This is a genomic window from Streptomyces sp. NPDC025784, from assembly GCF_055558435.1.
In genome coordinates, this window is sequence record NZ_JBVHMN010000028.1 from 95,068 (window position 1) to 113,015 (window position 17,948).

Genomic DNA, 17,948 nt, shown 5'->3' on the forward strand with positions numbered 1-17,948 from the left:
CCGCGAGCGGATTGCCACCCCTACGACCACGCCGCCGGAAGTGACGTCACTAGTGCCGCATCAGGCAACGTTCGCCCTGTCGATGGCTACTCTGACGACGTGGCCGATGAGAAGGACAGTGGGAGCGGCTCGATCCGACGCCGCTCGTGGGACCACCCGGTGGTGTCCACCGTCGCGCTGGAAATGGGCGGCCTTGCTGTCTCCGGGTTGGTCGCTCTGGTGGGGTGGCCGTTCGGGTGGCTGCCCGACACTGGTTTCGTCCTTCTCGTGACGGGCCTGATCGCGATCGGGCCTGCGGCTGAGTTGTACCGCGAGGCGGGCCCGCCGCGTCGGCTTGCTGTTGTTGCCGCTCTCCTTGCGCTGGCGACGGTGAGACTGCTCGTGGCTGCGGCAGTGAACTGGGCCTTTCCTGCGCTGGCTGATCCGGGCGTCGGTATCCTCCTCGGCTACCTTGTTGCGTTACCCATCGGCGTGGCTGTGTTGGCTTGGTTCCTCACCAGGGCGAACGTTGCTTGATGCGGCACTAGCGACTAGCGGGTTGGGCCTGCAGGCAGCCAACGCGGGAGGCACTCTCCGCAAGGGACCGCAGCACCCATGCGAGCACATGCCTCCGCCGTCTGTGAACCTCATTCCGAAACGGTCAGTTAGTCGCGGCGTTGCAGTCCCTCCGGTCCTCGCCGTGACGACCTGCAGTTTCTCTCCCGTCTGATGCAGTTCCCCGGCCGTACCATCGCGGGCCCCGGGGGCGTCGCGCTCGACGAGCCGGGCCGGGCCGGGCCGGGCCGGGCCGCGGCACGCTGGTGGCACACCCTGGCGGGCGCTGATGTGGCCTCCACGCGCTACGAGGACTGTCTGCGGCGCACGCAGTAGCCGGTCCGGTGCGGTGACACGGGTCCGGCACGCATGGTCACGCCGGGCAGACGCTCAGGGTGTGACATGTGTGCAGTTGCATGTCACACGATCGGCGAGCGCACGCAGGGACCCCGGCCGTTGCCGCAATCGCGAGCGGGATATGCTGAATTGCGGAATTGATCCGGTGCCCCGTGAGGGGTCGGAACCGACGCAGTTCCGCCATCCATCGTCGAGGCGCGGACGCCCTTGGCCGTACACACTGTGTTGTCGCGGCGAGGGCGCTTCCGCTGCGCCGATCGACGCCCCGTTCCCCGCCGTGAGGACCCTGTGGACGCCAGCGACGAGGCCGCACGCGGCCTGACCGACATCGAAGGATTCCTGTACTGGGAAGCCCATCGCAATACGGCCCACTGCCGTGCTGCCGAGTTCGCCGCGCGCGTGGCCGGGCTGAGCGAGACGCAGCGGGCCGAGATCGAGTGGTGGTACGTGGAAGAGCAGATCTGTATGTGCCGGAAGATGACTCGGCACATCACGGACCACATCACCGCGGTGGAAGAGCACCACGCCAAGCGCTACGCGCAGCTACGCCGTGGTGCGTACGGCGCGGCGACCCTCATCACCTCGGTCATGTTCGCCCTGTGCATCGCGGTGCTCGTCGGCACCGCCGGCTGACCGTCCAGCCGTAACACTGTCGCCAGCCGACACAACATATTCGCTGTGGGAAGGGCTTGCGCCGACCGGAACAAATGTTTTGATATGCTGAACACAGCGTTTCGGGCCTGGCGTCACACGATCCCCCCGTGAGGGTTCCGGAACGCGTTGTCACCTGCTGTCCTAGAGCCGAGCAGGCGACCCGTCCCGGGCGCCACCGCACCTTGGGTGGCGCCCGGACATTGCTCGCGGTGCAGGAGCCGCGCCGGTCATGTCTCCGCGCCAATGGGTGAAGTCTCCGCCGGACGCTAGGAGCGTGTGGCGCGGTAGAGCCCCCGGCCGGTGCGGCGGACACGCGACGTGCCGACCAGGCGATCGAGTGTGCTCCGGACCGCGTTGATACTCCCGTTGTCGGCATCGCGGCCGAGCGCCGCGGCCACGTCGCGCGCACGCACATCCGCCTGGCCGACCGTGCCGAAATACTCGAGGATCTGCTCGGTGAGCTCCCCGTACTTCCGCTGTCCGTCGGCAGCATCGGAGGCGGAACGCCGTTTGGCGTCCTGCCGGCTCTCGGGCTGCCCGATCCGCGGTGCGGCCTTCTTCGGCGCGGCGTCGGCCGGCGCAGAGGAGGCCAGGTCCGCTTGTGGCTTCGCGGGTGCCGATACCTGGTCGGCGCCGGCAGCCGCACCACGGGGAGCGCCCAAGGGGACCGAGTCGGGCGCAGTGAGCATCAGGCCCTCGATCGCGCTGAGGGCCCGCTGGACGGAGCCGAGGTGCGCTACGACCGCGGCCAGTTCCCTCTCCAGCGCCTGCTTCTGAACCTGCAGGCGTGCCAGTTCCTCCTGGAGACTCTCAGCGGTGATCTCAATGTTGTGCGCAGCGCGGGTGCCGGAGACCATGTGTTCCTCTCATCCTCGACCCTTCGTGTCACGCCCCTGCCGACCCGCTTGCGGTGCTGTTCGGCCGGAACGCCGGGATGGGTTCCCCCCGAGTCATCATATGCAGGAGTGCACTCCGGAACACAGGTGAAACAGGCAGCGTGGAACACGGTGCCATCGGTGCGATCACGTCGTGGCTACGATGCGTCCTTGAGAGCGTCGAGCGCCGAGCGCCGACGTGGAGGCCGAGCGCCGAGCGCCGACGTGGAGCGAGAGTACGAGTCGAGGAATGCGGCGATCTTGCTGGGGGTGAACACCCACATCAGCTGGTGAATGCCCCGTTGCGACGCCGCGATCGTCAGGAAGGTCGTGGGCCGGCCGTCCCGGTAGATCATCACGGCGTGCCGTCCGTTGGCCTGCACGGCGCGGACCTCCGCGTCGCGCCAGAACTGCTGGGTGGCCGTCGCCAGGTTCGCCACGCGTGAGCGGCCCAGAACGGGCAGGCGAGCGGCACCTCGCAGGCCGTTGCCGTCGGACAGACTGATGGCGTCCGGAGTGAGGAGGGCCTCGAGCTCGGCCACATTTCCCGTTTGCGCCGCCGCGACGAAAGCTTCGAGGAGCCTGCGGTGCTCGTCCGTGTCCACGGTGACTCGCCGGCCGGTCGAGAGATGCCGGCGGGCCCGGCTCACGATCTTCCGCACGTTGACCAGGCTGAGTTGAAGGATCTCCGCTATCTCGGCGTAGGCGTAGTCGAACGCCTCGCGGAGCACGTACGCGGCGCGCTCGGTGGGAGTGAGTCTCTCCATCAGGAGGAGCAGTGCCAGTTCGAGGGCCTCGGCACGCTCGGCTCCCGCCTCCGGGTCGGTGCTCGTGTCGAGGGGCTCGGGCAGCCATGGACCGATGTAGATCTCGCGGCGCACACGGGCGGACTGAGCCACGTTGATGGCCAGCCGGGTGGTCGCACTCGACAAAAACGCCACAGGGCTGACCACCGTCGAACGGTCGGTCTTCTGCCAGCGCAGCCACACTTCCTGAATCACGTCTTCTGCCTCGACCGCGCTTCCCAGCACTCGGTATGCGATACCGAAGAGACGCGGACGGAGCTCCACGAACACGGAAACGGCCTCTTCGAGAGTGCTTTCCGAGCGGGACGTCTCCTGCTGCATGGTCCTGCTGTCTCCCATCCTCCGGATGTCGGTGCGGTGGAGCGGCGTGGTCATACGGCCACCGCACGATGGCCCGCTCCGTCGTCGGTTGCCCGGCTGCCCCAGGGGCTGTGGTCTCCTGTGGCCACGGCTGCTCCCATCGCATCTGATCTCTAGACCGGAACCGCCCGCTTCGTGTGACAAGTTTCGCCACTCCAAGTGGTTACCCACGGGAGCAGTATCCGCAGGTCGTGGTGGGTGCTATCCCACGTTCATCGTCCATTCGCACGCACTGCCCGTGCCGTCTCGACGCAGCGTGCACCAACGTGTGAACAATGGTCTCACGCCTCATTCCTCACGTGCTCAGCGGCGTCGTCATCCGCCTTCGGCGGGCCGGGAGGGGGTGCGTGGCTGGTTCCAGGGCCGGAGTTTGTCCGGGTTGAGGGTGGCCCAGACGTGGGTGATGCGGTGGTCGGCGATGTGGAGGCTGATGACCGCGGCGACCTGGTGGTCGCAGGTCGCCACGAGGCCGGTCCGTCCGTTGACGGACCGGGTGTCCAGGCTGGTGCGTGGGGAACCGGGCAGCAGTGAAAGCAGGCTGCGGGCGACTTGCCGATTGCCGTGCACGGGCGTGACCAGGGCCCGGACCTTGCCACCGCCGTCGAAGAGTGCTGTCGCATCGGGCGCCAGCAAGGAGGTCAGGAGTGCCGCGTCCTGCGTCAGCCATGCCTGCCGGAAGGCGCGGGCCACCGTGTCGTGCTGGTGCGCTGCCGTGCGCTGCGGGCGTCGCGCTCCCAGGCTGCGCAGTACAGGGTCGGCGCGCTCCGGCTGTCCCCCGGTCCCCACGGCCCTGTCCGGCGCCCGGCCGAAGACGTCATTGAGGATGAACGCCGCCCGCTCGGCCGAAGACAGCGAGGCCAGCGCACCGCGCAGAACCTCGCCGACCGCCTCCTGAAGCTTTACGTCGGGACGTTCCGCACCCGTCCGCGTCTCCCCATGGTTCCGGGGATCGCTCTTGCCCGGTCCGGGCAGGGACAGCCTGGCCAGGCAGATGCCGCCGACGACCTGTGCGAGCCACGAACGGGGGGCGGCGATCTGTGCCCGCGCCGGGCGAGGCAGCTCGTACCAGCGGCGGTAGGTCTCGTCGATCACGCACTCGGCCTCGCTGCTGCTGCCCAGCATCCAATGCGCGACATCGAGCAGATGCCGCCGCTCGTCGAGCAGCTCCACGATCGGCACCGCGTCATCCGCACGGTCCATACGGCATCCTCCCTCTCACACGGCACCACTCGACGCAGCCCGCGCTGAAGGACCTCCACGGCGTTCAGGAAGGCTTCAGCAGACATGACGCCTGGTCGGCGGGATGATCGCGCGCCACATCTTCGCGCGCTCACCCCTACAGACCGGACAGCGGCAGATGTTGTGACACCTTTGTGAAACTGTCCTCACCCGTGCGCCGTGCCTGTTCACCTACGGGGAAGGGTGATCTGGTCGAAGAGGTCCTCGCCGAGTTCGTCACGGATCAGTGTGTCGATGGTGTTGGCCCTGGGAACGTGGACCGTGGGTCGCCAGGGGTAGATCCGGTCGTTGAACCAGGGCGCCCGCCAGTCGGACGTGGTTCTGATGAACTCTTTGGCGAACTGGGCTTTTCGGGCTTCCGGAAAGCGCTCCTCGTTTTCCAGGCAGCCGCCCAGGCACACGTCCACATAGGACTGGACGATGGGGTATCGCTCGCTCGGATAACGTCGGGTGACGTTGGCGAAATACCATACGGTGCCGACGGGCGGACTTGTGCTGCCGTCCAGCACGGTGATGTTGCGTGACGGGATCCGCGTGGGACGGTATCCGGATTCACGTCGTGCGTAGTCCCTGAGTTCCTCCGGGGTGACGGGGAAGATGACGCCATTGCATCGGGCGTCCTCCTTGGAGACGGCACCGAGGTACGTGGGGCTCCAACTGACCGTGTCCACCCTGTCGTACCAGCCGCGGCTGATTCCCCGGACCACCACCGGCACAGCTTCCTCCGCCTTGGCCCAGGTCGACGTTCGCGATGCTCGCTGGATCAGCGAACCGTACCCGAAGATGAAGTCGCTCCCCGTGGGCGCCGGCAAAGGCTTTCCCGCCGGACGGGATTTCGAGGAGCCCGTACCCGTGCAGGCTGCCACGAATGCACCGCTCGCCCCGAGTGCCATCATTCCTGCCAGTCGCACCGCTGTGCGCCGTTCGATGGCGAACTCGACGTTCATTCGTGTCTCCCGGCTGCACAAAAGGGAAAGGTGTTCTTCCGGATTTCAGGCCACGGCCGCCGCCCGTCACGGCAAGGACGCTGCCGTCCTCGATGTGGGAGGGGTGTCTGGATCAACCGTGTGTCGGAATCTATCGGCCGTACCGTTCACCGACGTCGATTCCCGACGCGCGTTGCCGGCACTGAACACCTTCGGGTTCGTGGTCACGAAGCCCGTGTCGACACCCGGACAGCACCTCCCGCGGGGTCCGCCGAGCACGGTTCCTGAGCCATGCCGGTCGCCGACTTCGGCTGTTCGGCGGACGCCATGGCCGCCTGCGGGAGGCCCCCGCCCACCAGGGGCAGCATCTCTGACGTCGGGGCGTCCAGGCAGGTTCCCTCGCACAAGGACGAGCGCCGGGCGCCCGCGCGCCGAACTCGAGGACACAGATGGTGATGCGAGCACCCGGGGCGGCCCGGCGGCGATGGGCGGCGGTCATGGCGACCGTGGGGGCGCTCGGCCTGGTCGGGGGCCCCGCCGCGGCCACGGACAAGAACGGTTCCGGCGTGAACGGCGAGGACGACCCCCAAGCCCTGCAGCGCGCGATCACCAGTGCAGCGCCAGGGGCGACGCTACGGGTGAAGGGGACCTGCGTCGGCCCCTTCACCCTCGCCAACGACCTGACCCTGATCGGTCGGGGGCACGCGGTCCTCGACGGCAACCACGCCGGCGCCACCGTGACGGTGACCGACGCCGCCCGGGTGTGGCTGTCCTCCCTGACCATCGCCGACGGCACCGCGGTCGCGGGCGGCGGCATCTCCAACACCGGCGGCAGCACGGTGACGCTGGACCACACCACGGTTCGGTTCAACACCGCGACGAGCGGCACCAGTGGTGGCGGCGGCATCTACAACGACGGCGGCACGGTGACGCTGAACGACTCCACGGTGGGCAACAACGCCGCGGCAAGTGGCCTCGACGGCACGGCAGTGAGTGGCGGCGGCGGCATCTACAACGACGGCGGCACGGTGACGCTGAACAACTCGACGGTGGGCAACAACACCGCGACAACCGGCAACGGCACCGCTTCCAACGGCGGCGGCATCTTCAGCAAGGGCACGCTGGCGCTGAACCACTCCACGGTGGAGGAGAACGCGGCCACCTACGCCGCCGGCATCTTCGTCGTCGAGGGCACGGCGAAGCTCGACAGGTCCACCGTACGCAACAACACCGCTGACGCCAGCGGCGGCGGTATCTACAACGCCGGCACGGCAACGCTCGGCCACTCCACGGTGGTCGAGAACACGGCCACCGACGGCGGCGGCCTCCTCAACCAGGGCACGATGCAGCTGAACGACTCGACAGTGGAGCGCAACACGGCGGCGAACAGCGGCGGCGGCATCTCCAACGGCGGCGGCACGGTGACGCTGGACGACTCCACGGTGCGCGACAACCGCCCGGACGACTGCACCGGCGGCGTCCCCGGCTGTACGACCTGACGACATCGACGCCGATTCTCCCAGGCGGCCACAGACACGCGTCGTGCCGGAAGTCCGGTGCCCTAGAGCTTGTCTGACAAATGATCACCTGGCGGGTTCGCGGAGTCAGAGGATCAGGGAGGCCAGGACGAGTCCGGCACGGTAACGGTCGGCGAGTTTGTCGAACCGGGTGGCGATGGCGCGGATCTGCTTCAGGTGGGCAAAGCATCGTTCGACCACGTTGCGGTCGCGGTAGATGTCCTTGTCGAAGGCTGGCGGCCGGCCGCCGAGGATTCCGCGTCGGCGGCGGTTGGCCACCTGGTCGCGGCGTTCGGGGATGGTGGTGGCGATGCTTCGGCGCCGCAGCAGGTGGCGGATCGCCCGGCTGGAATACGCCTTGTCGCCCAGCACCCGCTCCGGTGTCGTGCGTGGGCGGCCCGCGGAGGCCCGGGGAACGCGGATCCCGTCGAGGACCCGGCTGAACGCGGTGGCATCGTTGGTGTTGCCGGGCGTGAGCACGATCGACAGGGGCAGACCCCGGCCGTCGACGGCGAGGTGGACCTTGGTGGTCAGCCCGCCTCGGGACCGGCCGAGGACCTGGCGCGCTTGCGAGCGGCCCGGATCTTCCAGTTCGTGCCCGTCTGCGGCCCCCTTTTGCGGGCCCGGCGGCGTGCTCGTGGGCCCGGTTGATCGTGGAGTCGACGGACACGGTCCACTCCACCTGGCCCACCGCGTCGTCGCGGACCTGGACGTGCCCCAGCAACTATGTCCAGGTCCCGTCCGCCTCCCAGCGGGCGAACCGCTCGTAGACGGTCTGCCACGGCCCGTACCGTTCGGGCAGATCCCGCCACGGAGCCCCGGTCCGCAACCGCCACAGCACGCCGTTGACCACCTGGCGGTGATCACGCCACGGACGGCCACGCCTGTCTACCTGCGGCAACAGGGGCTCTATGCGCTCCCACGCCGCGTCCGTCAACTCACCTTCTCGACCTGCCACAAGATCGATTATCTGACACGCCTCAACCGCGCGGAAAAGTGGTGTAGATGGTGGCCGGTTCAGCCGGCATAGGCCGGTCCGGTCGAAACCGCGGCAGATCGTACTCGGGAATCAGGAAGCTGCTGTAATCGGCGGGCGAGGAACTCTCCGCCCAGTACATCGCGCCAGCCACTACATGGCCGTTGTTACCGGACTCGGTTTCCAGGATGAACGCGCGCCAGTCGTACCAGGGGCGAGAATCCGCAGCCCGAAGCTGCTCCTCCTCCGTTGGGGAGGCGAGTCGTACGGTCAGTGCTCGGTAGTGATCGCGGACCGAGAGCGTGCCGACATCTCTGAAAAGAATCTCCACCGTGGTTGGCAGGCCGGCCTCGATGTCCTGCTCGCCACGAAGCAGGACCTGGCTGTGCCCAATGATGTAGGCAAACAGGCGCAGCGGTCGGTCGAAAGAAACCGGCAAGCCCACCAACTTTGTTTGTCGCCCCGCCACACGTTTCCTTTGCATCTCAACCAGCAGGCTCTTCAGCGTCCGCGACCCCGGTGGCCACGGAGCAGTGGAAGCGGCGCCACTCTACCCCTGGTCCCTCCGACATGGGTCACTCCCTGATCATTTGTCAGACAGGCCCTAACTGGCCCTAACAAAGCCTCTGGACGTGTCGGTGGGTGATCAGGCAGACGGCGAGTCCGAGGAAGGCCTCGTGGATGTCGTCGCGTCGTTCCCAGCGGATCCGTAGGCGGCGGAAGCCGTGCAGCCAGGAGATCGTCCGCTCGACGACCCACCGGAAGGTGCCGAGACCGGTGCCGTGCGGCTGGCCTCGTTCGGCGATCACCGGGCGGATCCCGCGCTGCCGCAGCAGCCGGCGGTACTTGTTATGGTCGTAGCCCCGGTCCGCGAAGAGCATGTCGGGCCGCCTGCGCGGCCGGCCGACAGCTCCCGCCACAGCGGGAATCTTGTCCAGCAGCGGCAGGAGTTGGGTGACGTCGTTGCGGTTGCCGCCGGTCAGCGACACTGCGAGCGGGATGCCCTGCCCGTCGGTGATGATGTGGTGCTTGCTGCCCGGACGTGCGCGGTCGACCGGGCTGGGTCCGCTCTTGGGCCCCTGCGTGCGGCCCTGACGTGGGAGGAGTCGATCACCGCCCGCGACCAGTCCAGCTGGTTCTTCGACCGGAGCTTGTTGAGCAGCAGCTGGTGGAGCTGGTCCCAGACACCGGCCTCGTTCCAGGCCGCCAGTCGGCGCCAGCACGTCATGCCCGAGCCGAAGCCGAGCTCCTGGGGCAGGTACTCCCACTGGATGCCGGTGTGCAGGACGAACAGGATCCCGCACAGGGCCTGGCGGTCCGGCACCCGCGGCCGTCCCTCCACCTGCTTCGGCGGCGGCTCGGGCAGCAATGGCTCGATGAGCGACCACAGTTCGTCCGACACGATCCACGGCCGCGACTGACGCTTCCCCATGCCCACATCAACGAACGATCAAGCCAACAGTCACATGATCAAACCGCTTTTGTTAGAGCCAGTAAGGCGGTGCTTCTCGGGGAGAGCGACCCACAGTTGCAGACCGTGCACGGTGGTGCGCTGCGTGGAGACCTCAGAGCGGCTGATCCCGAAGCCGCCGGTCATGAGGTTCAGCTCGCCGGCGTGGGTCTCCGTGTTGCTCGCAGAACGCGTCCTTCTTCCAGTGACCGTGCGGCGAAAACGGTGTGGTGAGGGCAGGGTCGAAGTCCTGGCCGGGCTGCCGCTCCCCCCGGACCTTCCCGCTCACGACGGGACTGGCGCTGGACATCGGATCCGGGGGAGGTCACGTTGGCCTGTGCACAGTGTGAAGCCGCCGACCTATCGATCACACCATAATCACTGTACGGATGAGTGAAGACCTTCCAGTGCGCCGCGTCACACCTGCGAGAGGTGCCCGGTCATACGGGTGGAAGCAGCACACAGGCTTGACCACCCACAGGAGCAGACCATGAACAAGCCCGTTCTCGAAACCGCAGCTCAGGAGCTTGCGGAGGCGACGGCCCAGCCGCCTTTCCTGTACGAACTCGGTCCTGAGGGCGCTCGGAAGGTCCTTGACTACGTGCAGTCGGCGCCTGTCGAGATGCCCGACGTCCGGGACGACTGGGTCACGGTGCCGGCGGCGGTCGGTGATGTGCAGGTGCGTATCGTGAAGCCCGTCGACGCCGTGGGCTCCCTGCCGGTCGTCCTGTACGTGCACGGCGGGGGCTGGGTGCTCGGCAACGCGGGTACCCATGACCGCCTGGTGCGGGAGCTCGCCGTCGGCGCGCATGCCGCCGTGGCGTTCGTCGAGTACGACCGTGCCCCGGAGGCCACGTACCCGGTCGCCATCGAGCAGGCGTATGCGGCTGCCCGATGGATCGCGGCCAGGGGAGCCCTGCACGGCCTGGACGCCTCGCGTATGGCTGTCGCCGGCGACTCCGTCGGCGGCAACATGACGGCTGCGCTGACCCTCATGGCCAAGCAGCGCGGCGACGTGACCTTCGTGCACCAGTCGCTGTACTACCCCGTCACGGACGCTGCCCAGGACACCGAAAGCTACCGGGAGTTCGCGGACGGCCCCTTCCTCACCGCCAAGGCCATGGCCTGGTTCTGGGACTGCTACACCACGGATCCCGGGCAGCGGGCCGAGATCACGGCGTCGCCGCTGCGGGCCGACCTGAAGGATCTGGAAGGGCTGCCGCCGGCGCTTGTCATCGTCGACGAGAACGACGTGCTGCGGGACGAAGGCGAGGCATACGCCCGCAAGTTGACGCAGGCCGGGGTTCCCACCACCAGCGTCCGCTACAACGGCATCCTGCACGATTTCCTGATGCTGAACCCCGTCCGGTCCACACAGGCGGCCACTGCCGCACTCGAGCAGGCCGTTCGCACCCTGCGCACGGCGCTCCACGCCAACTGACCCGCAGCCGACGGGTCATCGGACGCACGCCGGTTCGTGCTCTGCACCGCCAGGGTCAGGTGCGCCCAACCGCCCTCGCTCCTGGCCACGGCCACCGTCGCCACCGCACTCCTTGCCACGTCCGTCGCGCCGACGAGCGCCGGCAGAGCAGCGTCCTCGGGAACCCGTAAGTCGACCGAGGTGCGCGTGCACGGCGGCGCGTTCGCCGATTCCACCAGCTGGAACGACTTCGTGAGGAAGCTGAAGCGGGAGGGCCATCCGGTAATCACCCACGGCACATCCACTCCGAGGGCTGCGCAGGGACGCCGCATACGTCGAACAACTCCTGGTCGGCATCGACGGACCCGTCGTGCTCGCCGACCACTCCTACGGGAGATCGGCACCCACACCGCGGAGGTGCGGGCTTCGCACGCGGTGAGTGTCTCCCGTCCCCATGACGTCCCCCGCTGATCCAGAAGGCGGCGCGGACGGGTCTGCTGACCGGTTGATGTCGGCGGCCGGGCGGCACTGCTCTGCACCACCCCGCCGCCGCGAGAGGGCACCGTACTGCCCGCTCGCTGCGAGGGTGACCAGTTCGGCATCGCTCAGGCTGAGCGCAATGCCGACCGGCGGGCGCCACGGCGCCAGCTCGGGATGCTCCTTCAGCATGTCGTCGGTCGTCGCAGAGAGTGCTGCCGCGAGGGTGTTCACGTCGTTCGTCACAAAACGATGTTGGATACCCTCGTTCTCGTCTCCGCCGGCACTCCTTGGACCACATCACCAGGAGGAACCAGTGTCATCCCCGCGACTGCTCACCCCCGAGGAGAAACTCGCCGACGCGAAGAAGCTGTTGAGCCTCCCGCGTATCGTCGTGATCTGTGGCTCCACCCGCTTCATGACCGACATGAACGAGGCCGATCTGCGGGAGACCAAAGCCGGAAGGATTGTCGTCAAACCGGGCTGTGACATGAAGTCGCCGCACGAACTTTGGTCCGATCCTGTCGAGGCCGCGGCGCTGAAGGTTCGACTCGACGATCTGCACCGGGCGAAGATCCGGCTCGCTGATGAGGTGCTCGTGGTCGGCGACTACATCGGAGACAGCACCCGAGCCGAGATCGCCTACGCCCGGTCGCTGGGCAAGCCCGTGCGGTTCACGCACCCCGAAGTCGACCCAGATGCCTGACGCTCGCTGCCACCTCGACAACCAGGGCCGGCAGCCCGCCGCCTGACCGTCTCGCGGTGGCTTCGGCCGCCGCCCACCCCACACTCCGCAGGCATCCCTTCGAATTGATCATCTAGGGCGCATACGGGCCAGAAAGAAGTAAGCGTCCGTTCGTTCCCGTCCACGCGACGCGTTCTGATTACGGTGCCGTATCAGGGAGACCGTCGTCGGGCGGGCCTGTCGAACGGGAGGCGTGGCACAGCGCGTTGGACACCTCCTGCATCCGCACGTTGAGGTCGGCGAGCGCCCGGTGGAGCTCGTGGACGCGGATTTCGAGCTCGGTGGCCTTGGCGGTCAGCGCCTCGACCGTGGCCGTGAAGGCCAGTCGGTTCTCGGATGCCATGGTCATCAGACGTCCTCTCTGGGAAGAGTCCGGAAAGCATCGGGGGTGCATCGGACTCCCAGGGTGGGGGTCCGATGTGTCGGCAGGCGGTTCGTCGTCATGCAGCGGGCGTCAGGCCCACCTGCACTGCCGAGATGTCGAGGTCCAGCTTCACCTTGTCTCCGACGAGAACGCCTCCTGTCTCCAGTGCCGCGTTCCAGGTGAGCCCCCAGTCGGACCGCTGCAGGGTGGCCGTGCCCTCGAACCCGACCCGGTTGTTCCCGTGGAGGTCCCGGCCGACCCCGCCGAACGCGAGGTCGACGGTGACAGGTAGTTCGACGTCCTTGATCCGTAGGTCCCCGGACATACGGAACTCGTCGCCACCGACAGGGACGAGTCCGGTGGACCGGAAGGTCATCAGGGGAAATGTCGAGGAGTCGAAGATGTCGGGGCCCATGAGGTGCGCGTCCCGGTCTTCCATGCCCGTGTCCAGGCTGTCGGTCTGGACACTCAGATACGCCTTGGACCGGTCCGGTCGCGCCCCGTCGAGCTGGAGGATCCCCTCGAAAGCGCCGAACGTCCCGCGCACATTCGTGATCATGGCGTGTCGGACGGAGAAGCCGATCCTGCTGTGTATGGGATCAACGGTGTACACACCGGCCAGTGCTGCGTACCGGCTAATTCCGGAGCGGGTCTTCTGGTGACGGTTCCTGTGCATGGCGAGGCGGCTTCCTTTGTGCGATGGCTGTCGAGGTGGGGAGGGAGACGTCGGCGCGTAATGGGCGGCGGCCTGTGCGGTGACGCGGCCGTAGACGAGCAGTTCGATGGCTGTTGCCGCCGAGACGGTTGGCGCCGTGCAGACTCTCCTCGAGGGTGTCGGCGACGTGCTGCTGTCGGCTGTCCTCGGCGTCCATGGTGGCCAGGGCCGCGTCGATCCCTCCGGCGGCGAGCGCCGTGTGGGCGTCTTCCTTGGCGCACTTGCCGACGGCCAGGACGTCGACGCCTGCCACGGCCGGCTCGATCGCCGCCCGCAGGCCCGCTCCCGCCGTGCCGATCACCAGCACCGTGGTGGAGGTTTGTCGTTCACTGAGAGACACGATTGCTCCGAAAGCCTTGGTTGGTCATGGAGTACGACCGGACTCCCTGGGTGTTTGTGACAGGGGCGCGGACGCCGTCGGTTCGGATGCTCGTGATGAGGACGCCGGAGAGCGGCCGATACGAGGGTGAGGGGCGGGGCTGGCTCGCGGCCTCGGGCCCTGTGACGTTCAGCATGGGCAGCTCCATCTGTTTCACCCCCGCGTCGAGGGCCCGCACGCTGGTGACGAGCAGTGCACTTGCAGGAGAGAGGCGGACTGGTGCCTTGATCACGAACAGGGCGGCGAGTTCCGCCCGGGATGCGGTACCGCGTGGTCATCAGTAAGACAGCGGAGCCTCTGCCCGTGTGACAATGTTTTCTCCCACGGTGTGCCCACCCGGCCCACGCAGGCGTGCGCACCACCGAGCCGCGCCGGTTCAGGGAGCCAGCGTGATCATCACGGGCGTCCCCTGCACGGCCATCTTCGTGTACGGGCTCAGCGAGTCGGCCTTCTTCAGCAGGGGCGCGGCGATCTCCGGAGCGATGCCCGGCCAGGTGACCTCGAGTTCGAGATGCAGGGCGTAGCCACCGTCCTGCGGATCGCGCCCGAACGCCACCGTCGCGTCCACCGTGATGGCGGCAGGATCGAGCGCCGCTTGTCGCGCCACCAGGCTCAGGGCTCCGTGGTAGCAGGCCGCGCAGCCGGCCGCGAACAACTGCTCGGGGTTGGTCCCCCGGCCGTCCCCGCCCAGCTCGACAGGCATCCGCAGACTGAGGTCCAGCGCCCCGTCGGAGGACCGGGCGCTGCCCGAGGCCCGTCCGTGCCCGGCTGCGCCGCCGCTGACGGTCACGGTCGTCGTGTAGATGGCGGAGAACGACGGGCCCGCGAAGTTCTTCTCGGTGGGCAGGTCGGGAATCGGGATGTGGTCGCTCACCGCAGGACTCCCGCGTCGCTGCAACAGCGGCGGGACACCCATGGCCCCGGTGGGTTCACTCCATGGACATGGCTCTCTGTGCCGTTCATGTCCCTCATCACGTCGGCTGTCCTTCCGTTCGGGGAACCGGGTCACGGATGACTGGATGACCGACGAGCCGCGCTCTTTGTGACATGGAGGAGGCCTGGCTGGGTGGTGCTCAGCCGTCGTACCGCAGTGAGGTCACGTACGGTGCCGGCTTGGCCGGGCCGGGTCGGTGATCCACATGAGGCGGTCGATGCCTTCCTGTGACGCCTCGATGGACAGCAGCGCCGTGGCCTTGCCGCCGGAGGGGACGAGACGGCCGGCCGGGCGGTGGCCTCGACCCACCGGATGTCCGACGGGGGCCAGAGACGCGGTGCGAGGGCGACGGCGTACTTGGAGACGTGCGAACGTCCGGCCACAGGGATCCGCGACGCGCCGCGCGCCCCTCCGGCGGCGGCGTACCGGAGCCGGGCGCCGTTCCGGACCGGACGACCTTCACACTGTTCTGCCCCGGCGGGAAAACAATGTCGCTCGAAGCGTCCGCGCGGTGACCGCCCATGGGGTCTCTCGGTCGCCGGACGAACCACGCGTGTGACCCCGGGCACCCGATGCCCGCCCCATGTCACACATCCGCTGACGCCGCTGTCTGATGTACGGCCCACGCAGGGCGTAACAGGAATTGAGGGCGGGTATGTCGGGTGCGCGTGACCGCAGGCCGCGCAGAATCGGATCGCGGTGGGGCGGTGCGGACCGCTGGTCCGGCGCCGGAAGGTCGGCGAGGACGGAGGCCAACGCGCCGGCAGCCCGCGAAAGTGTCTCCTTGGAGCGCAGCCTCCTTCCCGCCCCGGTGCTGCGCGGAGACGACTTCATGGCGGCCTCCCGTTACGAACCGGGGCGGTCCCACGCGCTCCTGAGCGGCGACTTCTTCGATGTGGTGCAGACCGAGGATTCGACCGTCCATGTGATCCTCGGCGACGTTTCCGGGCACGGAGCGGCCGAAGCGGCGCTCGCCGTTCATCTGCGGGTGGCCTGGCGGACGGCCGTTCACTGCGGCAAGTCCCAGATGGAGCAACTGGGCCTCCTGGAAAGGATCCTGATCGACCTGAGAGCCGACGACGACACCTATGCCACGGTCGTGTCGCTGGTGTTCCCTCCCGAAGGAACGTCCGTCAGGGCGGTGAGCGCGGGCCACCCGGGCCTTCTCCTGCGACGGCATTCCGAGGACATCCGGTGGGTGGAACCGCAGGCCGGGATCGCGCTCGGCCTCTTTCCCGGGTGCACCGACTGGGCCGAGACCCGGATCGACCTCGCGCCCCTGGACAGCATCGTCCTGTTCACCGACGGGCTCTTCGAGGGCAGGACCGATGCCTCCGCACGCCTCGGTGAGGAGGGCCTCCTGGGACTGGCGACGCGGTACGCACACCTGCCTTCTCAGGAGTTCATCGACGCGCTGGTCGCGTCCGCCGCGTCCCTGGCCGCTCCCTTCGGAGGTCTGGGAGACGACGTGGCCGTTCTCCATCTGGGGTGGAACCCGCTGAGAGCAACGCCGGCGCGCAACGCATGAACGGTGCTCGGCCGCCGCCTGAGGCGGCGATGACCTCGGATCGGTGCGAAGAGCCGCCGAATGCCCCAGGACAGTGTGACCAATGAGTGGGGCATCGGCGGCGCGCATGACCACCGACTCGCGCAACAGTGTCACAGTATTAAGATGCATCCGGCGCCGCCCAAGTGGTGGCGCCGCATCATCGCCCGCCCCCGCGTGAATATCGGGGCGCGGCATGACGGTCACTCAGTCTCTCCTCCAGTGACGGTCGTCGACTCCATCGGACCGGGCCACGGCGCCCCGCCCGATCCCAGACCAGAAAGACTCTGATGCACATCAAGAATGCGAGCGTCGTGCTCGCAGGCTCCGCCGTGCTGGCCACCCTGGCCGCTTCCCCGGCGAGCGCGGCCACCTCCCCCCTCCCCGCCCCTTCTGTCACCTCGGTCCTCACCGTGCAGAAGCAGGCCATGGCCGGCGGCGCGCCCGGCGCCCTCACCCGTATCGACGCGGGCAGCTCCACCTATCGCATCTCGTCGGGGCAGGCGGACACCGCCACGCACGCCGCGATGGACGCCGACCGCCGGTTCCGGGTCGGCAGCGTCAGCAAGACGTTCACCACGGTGGTGCTCATGCAGCTGGTCGCCGAGGGGCGCATCGACCTCGATGCCCCGGCGAACGCCTACCTCCCGAAGCCGCTGCCGGACGACCGCATCACCGTGCGGCACCTGCTCAGCCACCGCAGTGGTCTGTGGGACTACACCAACGAGATGTTCGCGTCCACCGTTCCCGGCTTCGAGTCCGTGCGGAACAAGGTGTTCACCTACCAGGAGCTGATCGACCGTTCGACGGCCCACCAGGTGAACAACGAGCCGGGGGCCGCCTACAGCTACTCCAACACCAACTTCGTGGTGCTGGGCCAGCTCATCGAGCATGTCACCGGTGTGCCGATGGCCACTCACTACCAGCAGCGCATCTTCGAGCCGCTGCAGCTGAAGCACACCTCCTACGTGCACCCGCAGACCACCATCTCCGGTTCCTACGCACGCGGTTACCTGCGTCAGGACGACACCACGCTGCCGCTGGTGGACTCCACCGAGCAGACCGTCTCGTGGGGGCAGTCGGCCGGAGCGGTCATCTCCAACGCGGCCGACCTGAACCGGTTCTTCTGCTCCCTCGTCTCCGGCAGGCTCGTACCCAAAGCGCAGTTGGAGGACATGATGCGCATGGTTCCGGTCAACGCGGACGGCACCCAGTCCTACGGACTCGGCCTGCGCGCCCGCAAGCTCTCCTGCGGGGTGACGGTGTACGGTCACACGGGCACCGTCCAGGGCTACTACACGTACGCCTTCACCACGGCTGACGGCAAGCGCAGCATGACGTCGATGGCGAACACCTCCAACAACGGAACCGTCAACACCATCCTCGGCGGCACGCTGGAGGCCGCGTTCTGCGGCACCGCCCCCGCCAAGGCCGACAAGTTCGCGTCCACCACAGGCGAGGGATTCACCGAGGACATCGCTCCCCAGGTGACCCGCCACTGAACGGCCTCGTTCTGACGCACGTGTGACGGGATCCCGGTCACACGCCGCCGCGCCCCCGCACACCGGCCCTGTGGCCGTGAGCGGGGGCGCGCTGTCCGTCGCGCCGGCGTCGCCTGAGCCGCCGCGCGGCCATGTCGTCGGGAAGTCGTACGCCCAAGCGACGCCCTCGTGC

The 17,948-nt window shown here is 68.0% G+C and carries 16 protein-coding genes and 6 pseudogenes; 8 read left to right on the forward strand and 14 right to left on the reverse strand.

Features of this window, described 5'->3' with window-relative positions; genetic code table 11:
- The first annotated feature begins 99 nt into the window (after nt 1-99).
- From ACZ4IF_RS41355 to ACZ4IF_RS41365, 3 genes are all read left to right on the forward strand, one after another.
- Nucleotides 100-516, forward strand: coding sequence for a hypothetical protein (locus tag ACZ4IF_RS41355; RefSeq protein WP_467573392.1), 417 nt, complete (start codon nt 100-102; stop codon nt 514-516).
- Nucleotides 517-708: 192 nt separating this feature from the next.
- Entirely contained in the window at nt 709-870 is a 162-nt protein-coding gene (locus ACZ4IF_RS41360) for a hypothetical protein (RefSeq protein WP_467573395.1), read from the forward strand.
- Nucleotides 871-1,179: 309 nt separating this feature from the next.
- The gene (locus ACZ4IF_RS41365; protein ID WP_467573397.1) at nt 1,180-1,524 is read left to right on the forward strand and encodes a hypothetical protein; all 345 of its coding nucleotides are present in this window, start codon (nt 1,180-1,182) and stop codon (nt 1,522-1,524) included.
- Between the two features lie 287 nt (nt 1,525-1,811).
- Here the strand turns inward: ACZ4IF_RS41365 and ACZ4IF_RS41370 are convergent, their stop codons facing one another.
- From ACZ4IF_RS41370 to ACZ4IF_RS41385, 4 genes are all read right to left on the reverse strand, one after another.
- A complete protein-coding gene (locus ACZ4IF_RS41370; protein ID WP_467573400.1) occupies nt 1,812-2,402 on the reverse strand; it encodes a hypothetical protein in 591 nt (196 codons plus the stop codon).
- 176 nt (nt 2,403-2,578) lie between these two features.
- Nucleotides 2,579-3,547: an RNA polymerase sigma-70 factor gene (locus ACZ4IF_RS41375; protein WP_467573478.1), complete on the reverse strand. Its 969-nt coding sequence runs from the start codon at nt 3,545-3,547 to the stop codon at nt 2,579-2,581.
- Nucleotides 3,548-3,901: 354 nt separating this feature from the next.
- Nucleotides 3,902-4,786, reverse strand: a complete 885-nt coding sequence (locus tag ACZ4IF_RS41380; RefSeq protein WP_467573404.1) for a sigma-70 family RNA polymerase sigma factor family protein — start codon at nt 4,784-4,786, stop codon at nt 3,902-3,904.
- A gap of 206 nt (nt 4,787-4,992) precedes the next feature.
- Nucleotides 4,993-5,772, reverse strand: coding sequence for a gamma-glutamylcyclotransferase family protein (locus tag ACZ4IF_RS41385; protein WP_467573407.1), 780 nt, complete (start codon nt 5,770-5,772; stop codon nt 4,993-4,995).
- A gap of 428 nt (nt 5,773-6,200) precedes the next feature.
- Here ACZ4IF_RS41385 and ACZ4IF_RS41390 point away from each other — a divergent pair, with 428 nt between their 5' ends.
- A complete protein-coding gene (locus tag ACZ4IF_RS41390; protein ID WP_467573410.1) occupies nt 6,201-7,250 on the forward strand; it encodes a right-handed parallel beta-helix repeat-containing protein in 1,050 nt (349 codons plus the stop codon).
- 105 nt (nt 7,251-7,355) lie between these two features.
- On the opposite strand, the pseudogene ACZ4IF_RS41395 reads toward ACZ4IF_RS41390, so the two are convergent.
- The 4 genes and pseudogenes from ACZ4IF_RS41395 to ACZ4IF_RS41410 form a co-directional block, all read right to left on the reverse strand.
- Nucleotides 7,356-8,226, reverse strand: a pseudogene (locus tag ACZ4IF_RS41395) (IS5 family transposase).
- Nucleotides 8,227-8,248: 22 nt separating this feature from the next.
- Complete coding sequence (locus tag ACZ4IF_RS41400) at nt 8,249-8,683, reverse strand: hypothetical protein (RefSeq protein ID WP_467573413.1); 435 nt, start codon at nt 8,681-8,683, stop codon at nt 8,249-8,251.
- Nucleotides 8,684-8,858: 175 nt separating this feature from the next.
- Nucleotides 8,859-9,676: pseudogene (locus ACZ4IF_RS41405) on the reverse strand (IS5 family transposase).
- A 60-nt stretch (nt 9,677-9,736) separates the two neighbouring features.
- Nucleotides 9,737-9,931 (reverse strand): annotated as a pseudogene (locus ACZ4IF_RS41410) (pirin family protein); the annotation flags it as partial.
- 253 nt (nt 9,932-10,184) lie between these two features.
- Here ACZ4IF_RS41410 and ACZ4IF_RS41415 point away from each other — a divergent pair.
- Nucleotides 10,185-11,135: an alpha/beta hydrolase gene (locus tag ACZ4IF_RS41415; protein WP_467573416.1), complete on the forward strand. Its 951-nt coding sequence runs from the start codon at nt 10,185-10,187 to the stop codon at nt 11,133-11,135.
- A gap of 558 nt (nt 11,136-11,693) precedes the next feature.
- On the opposite strand, the pseudogene ACZ4IF_RS41420 reads toward ACZ4IF_RS41415, so the two are convergent.
- Nucleotides 11,694-11,837: pseudogene (locus tag ACZ4IF_RS41420) on the reverse strand (IS982 family transposase); the annotation flags it as partial.
- 70 nt (nt 11,838-11,907) lie between these two features.
- Between ACZ4IF_RS41420 and ACZ4IF_RS41425 the strand changes: the two are divergent.
- On the forward strand, nt 11,908-12,297 hold the full coding sequence (locus ACZ4IF_RS41425; protein ID WP_467573420.1) for a hypothetical protein: 390 nt from the start codon (nt 11,908-11,910) through the stop codon (nt 12,295-12,297).
- Nucleotides 12,298-12,475: 178 nt separating this feature from the next.
- Here the strand turns inward: ACZ4IF_RS41425 and ACZ4IF_RS41430 are convergent, their stop codons facing one another.
- From ACZ4IF_RS41430 to ACZ4IF_RS41450, 5 genes and pseudogenes are all read right to left on the reverse strand, one after another.
- Nucleotides 12,476-12,685 carry a hypothetical protein gene (locus tag ACZ4IF_RS41430; protein WP_467573422.1) on the reverse strand — a complete coding sequence of 70 codons (210 nt, stop codon included), beginning with the start codon at nt 12,683-12,685 and terminating at the stop codon, nt 12,476-12,478.
- Between the two features lie 91 nt (nt 12,686-12,776).
- A complete protein-coding gene (locus ACZ4IF_RS41435; RefSeq protein WP_467573425.1) occupies nt 12,777-13,376 on the reverse strand; it encodes a YceI family protein in 600 nt (199 codons plus the stop codon).
- 142 nt (nt 13,377-13,518) lie between these two features.
- A pseudogene (locus tag ACZ4IF_RS41440) lies at nt 13,519-13,722 on the reverse strand (FAD-binding protein); the annotation flags it as partial.
- A gap of 448 nt (nt 13,723-14,170) precedes the next feature.
- Nucleotides 14,171-14,668: an Ohr family peroxiredoxin gene (locus ACZ4IF_RS41445; protein ID WP_467573430.1), complete on the reverse strand. Its 498-nt coding sequence runs from the start codon at nt 14,666-14,668 to the stop codon at nt 14,171-14,173.
- Between the two features lie 222 nt (nt 14,669-14,890).
- Complete coding sequence (locus tag ACZ4IF_RS41450) at nt 14,891-15,037, reverse strand: hypothetical protein (protein WP_467573433.1); 147 nt, start codon at nt 15,035-15,037, stop codon at nt 14,891-14,893.
- Nucleotides 15,038-15,464: 427 nt separating this feature from the next.
- On the opposite strand from ACZ4IF_RS41450, the pseudogene ACZ4IF_RS41455 reads away from it, so the two are divergent.
- A pseudogene (locus ACZ4IF_RS41455) lies at nt 15,465-16,256 on the forward strand (PP2C family protein-serine/threonine phosphatase); the annotation flags it as partial.
- 308 nt (nt 16,257-16,564) lie between these two features.
- A complete protein-coding gene (locus ACZ4IF_RS41460) occupies nt 16,565-17,776 on the forward strand; it encodes a serine hydrolase domain-containing protein (RefSeq protein ID WP_467573437.1) in 1,212 nt (403 codons plus the stop codon).
- Nucleotides 17,777-17,948 lie beyond the last annotated feature (172 nt).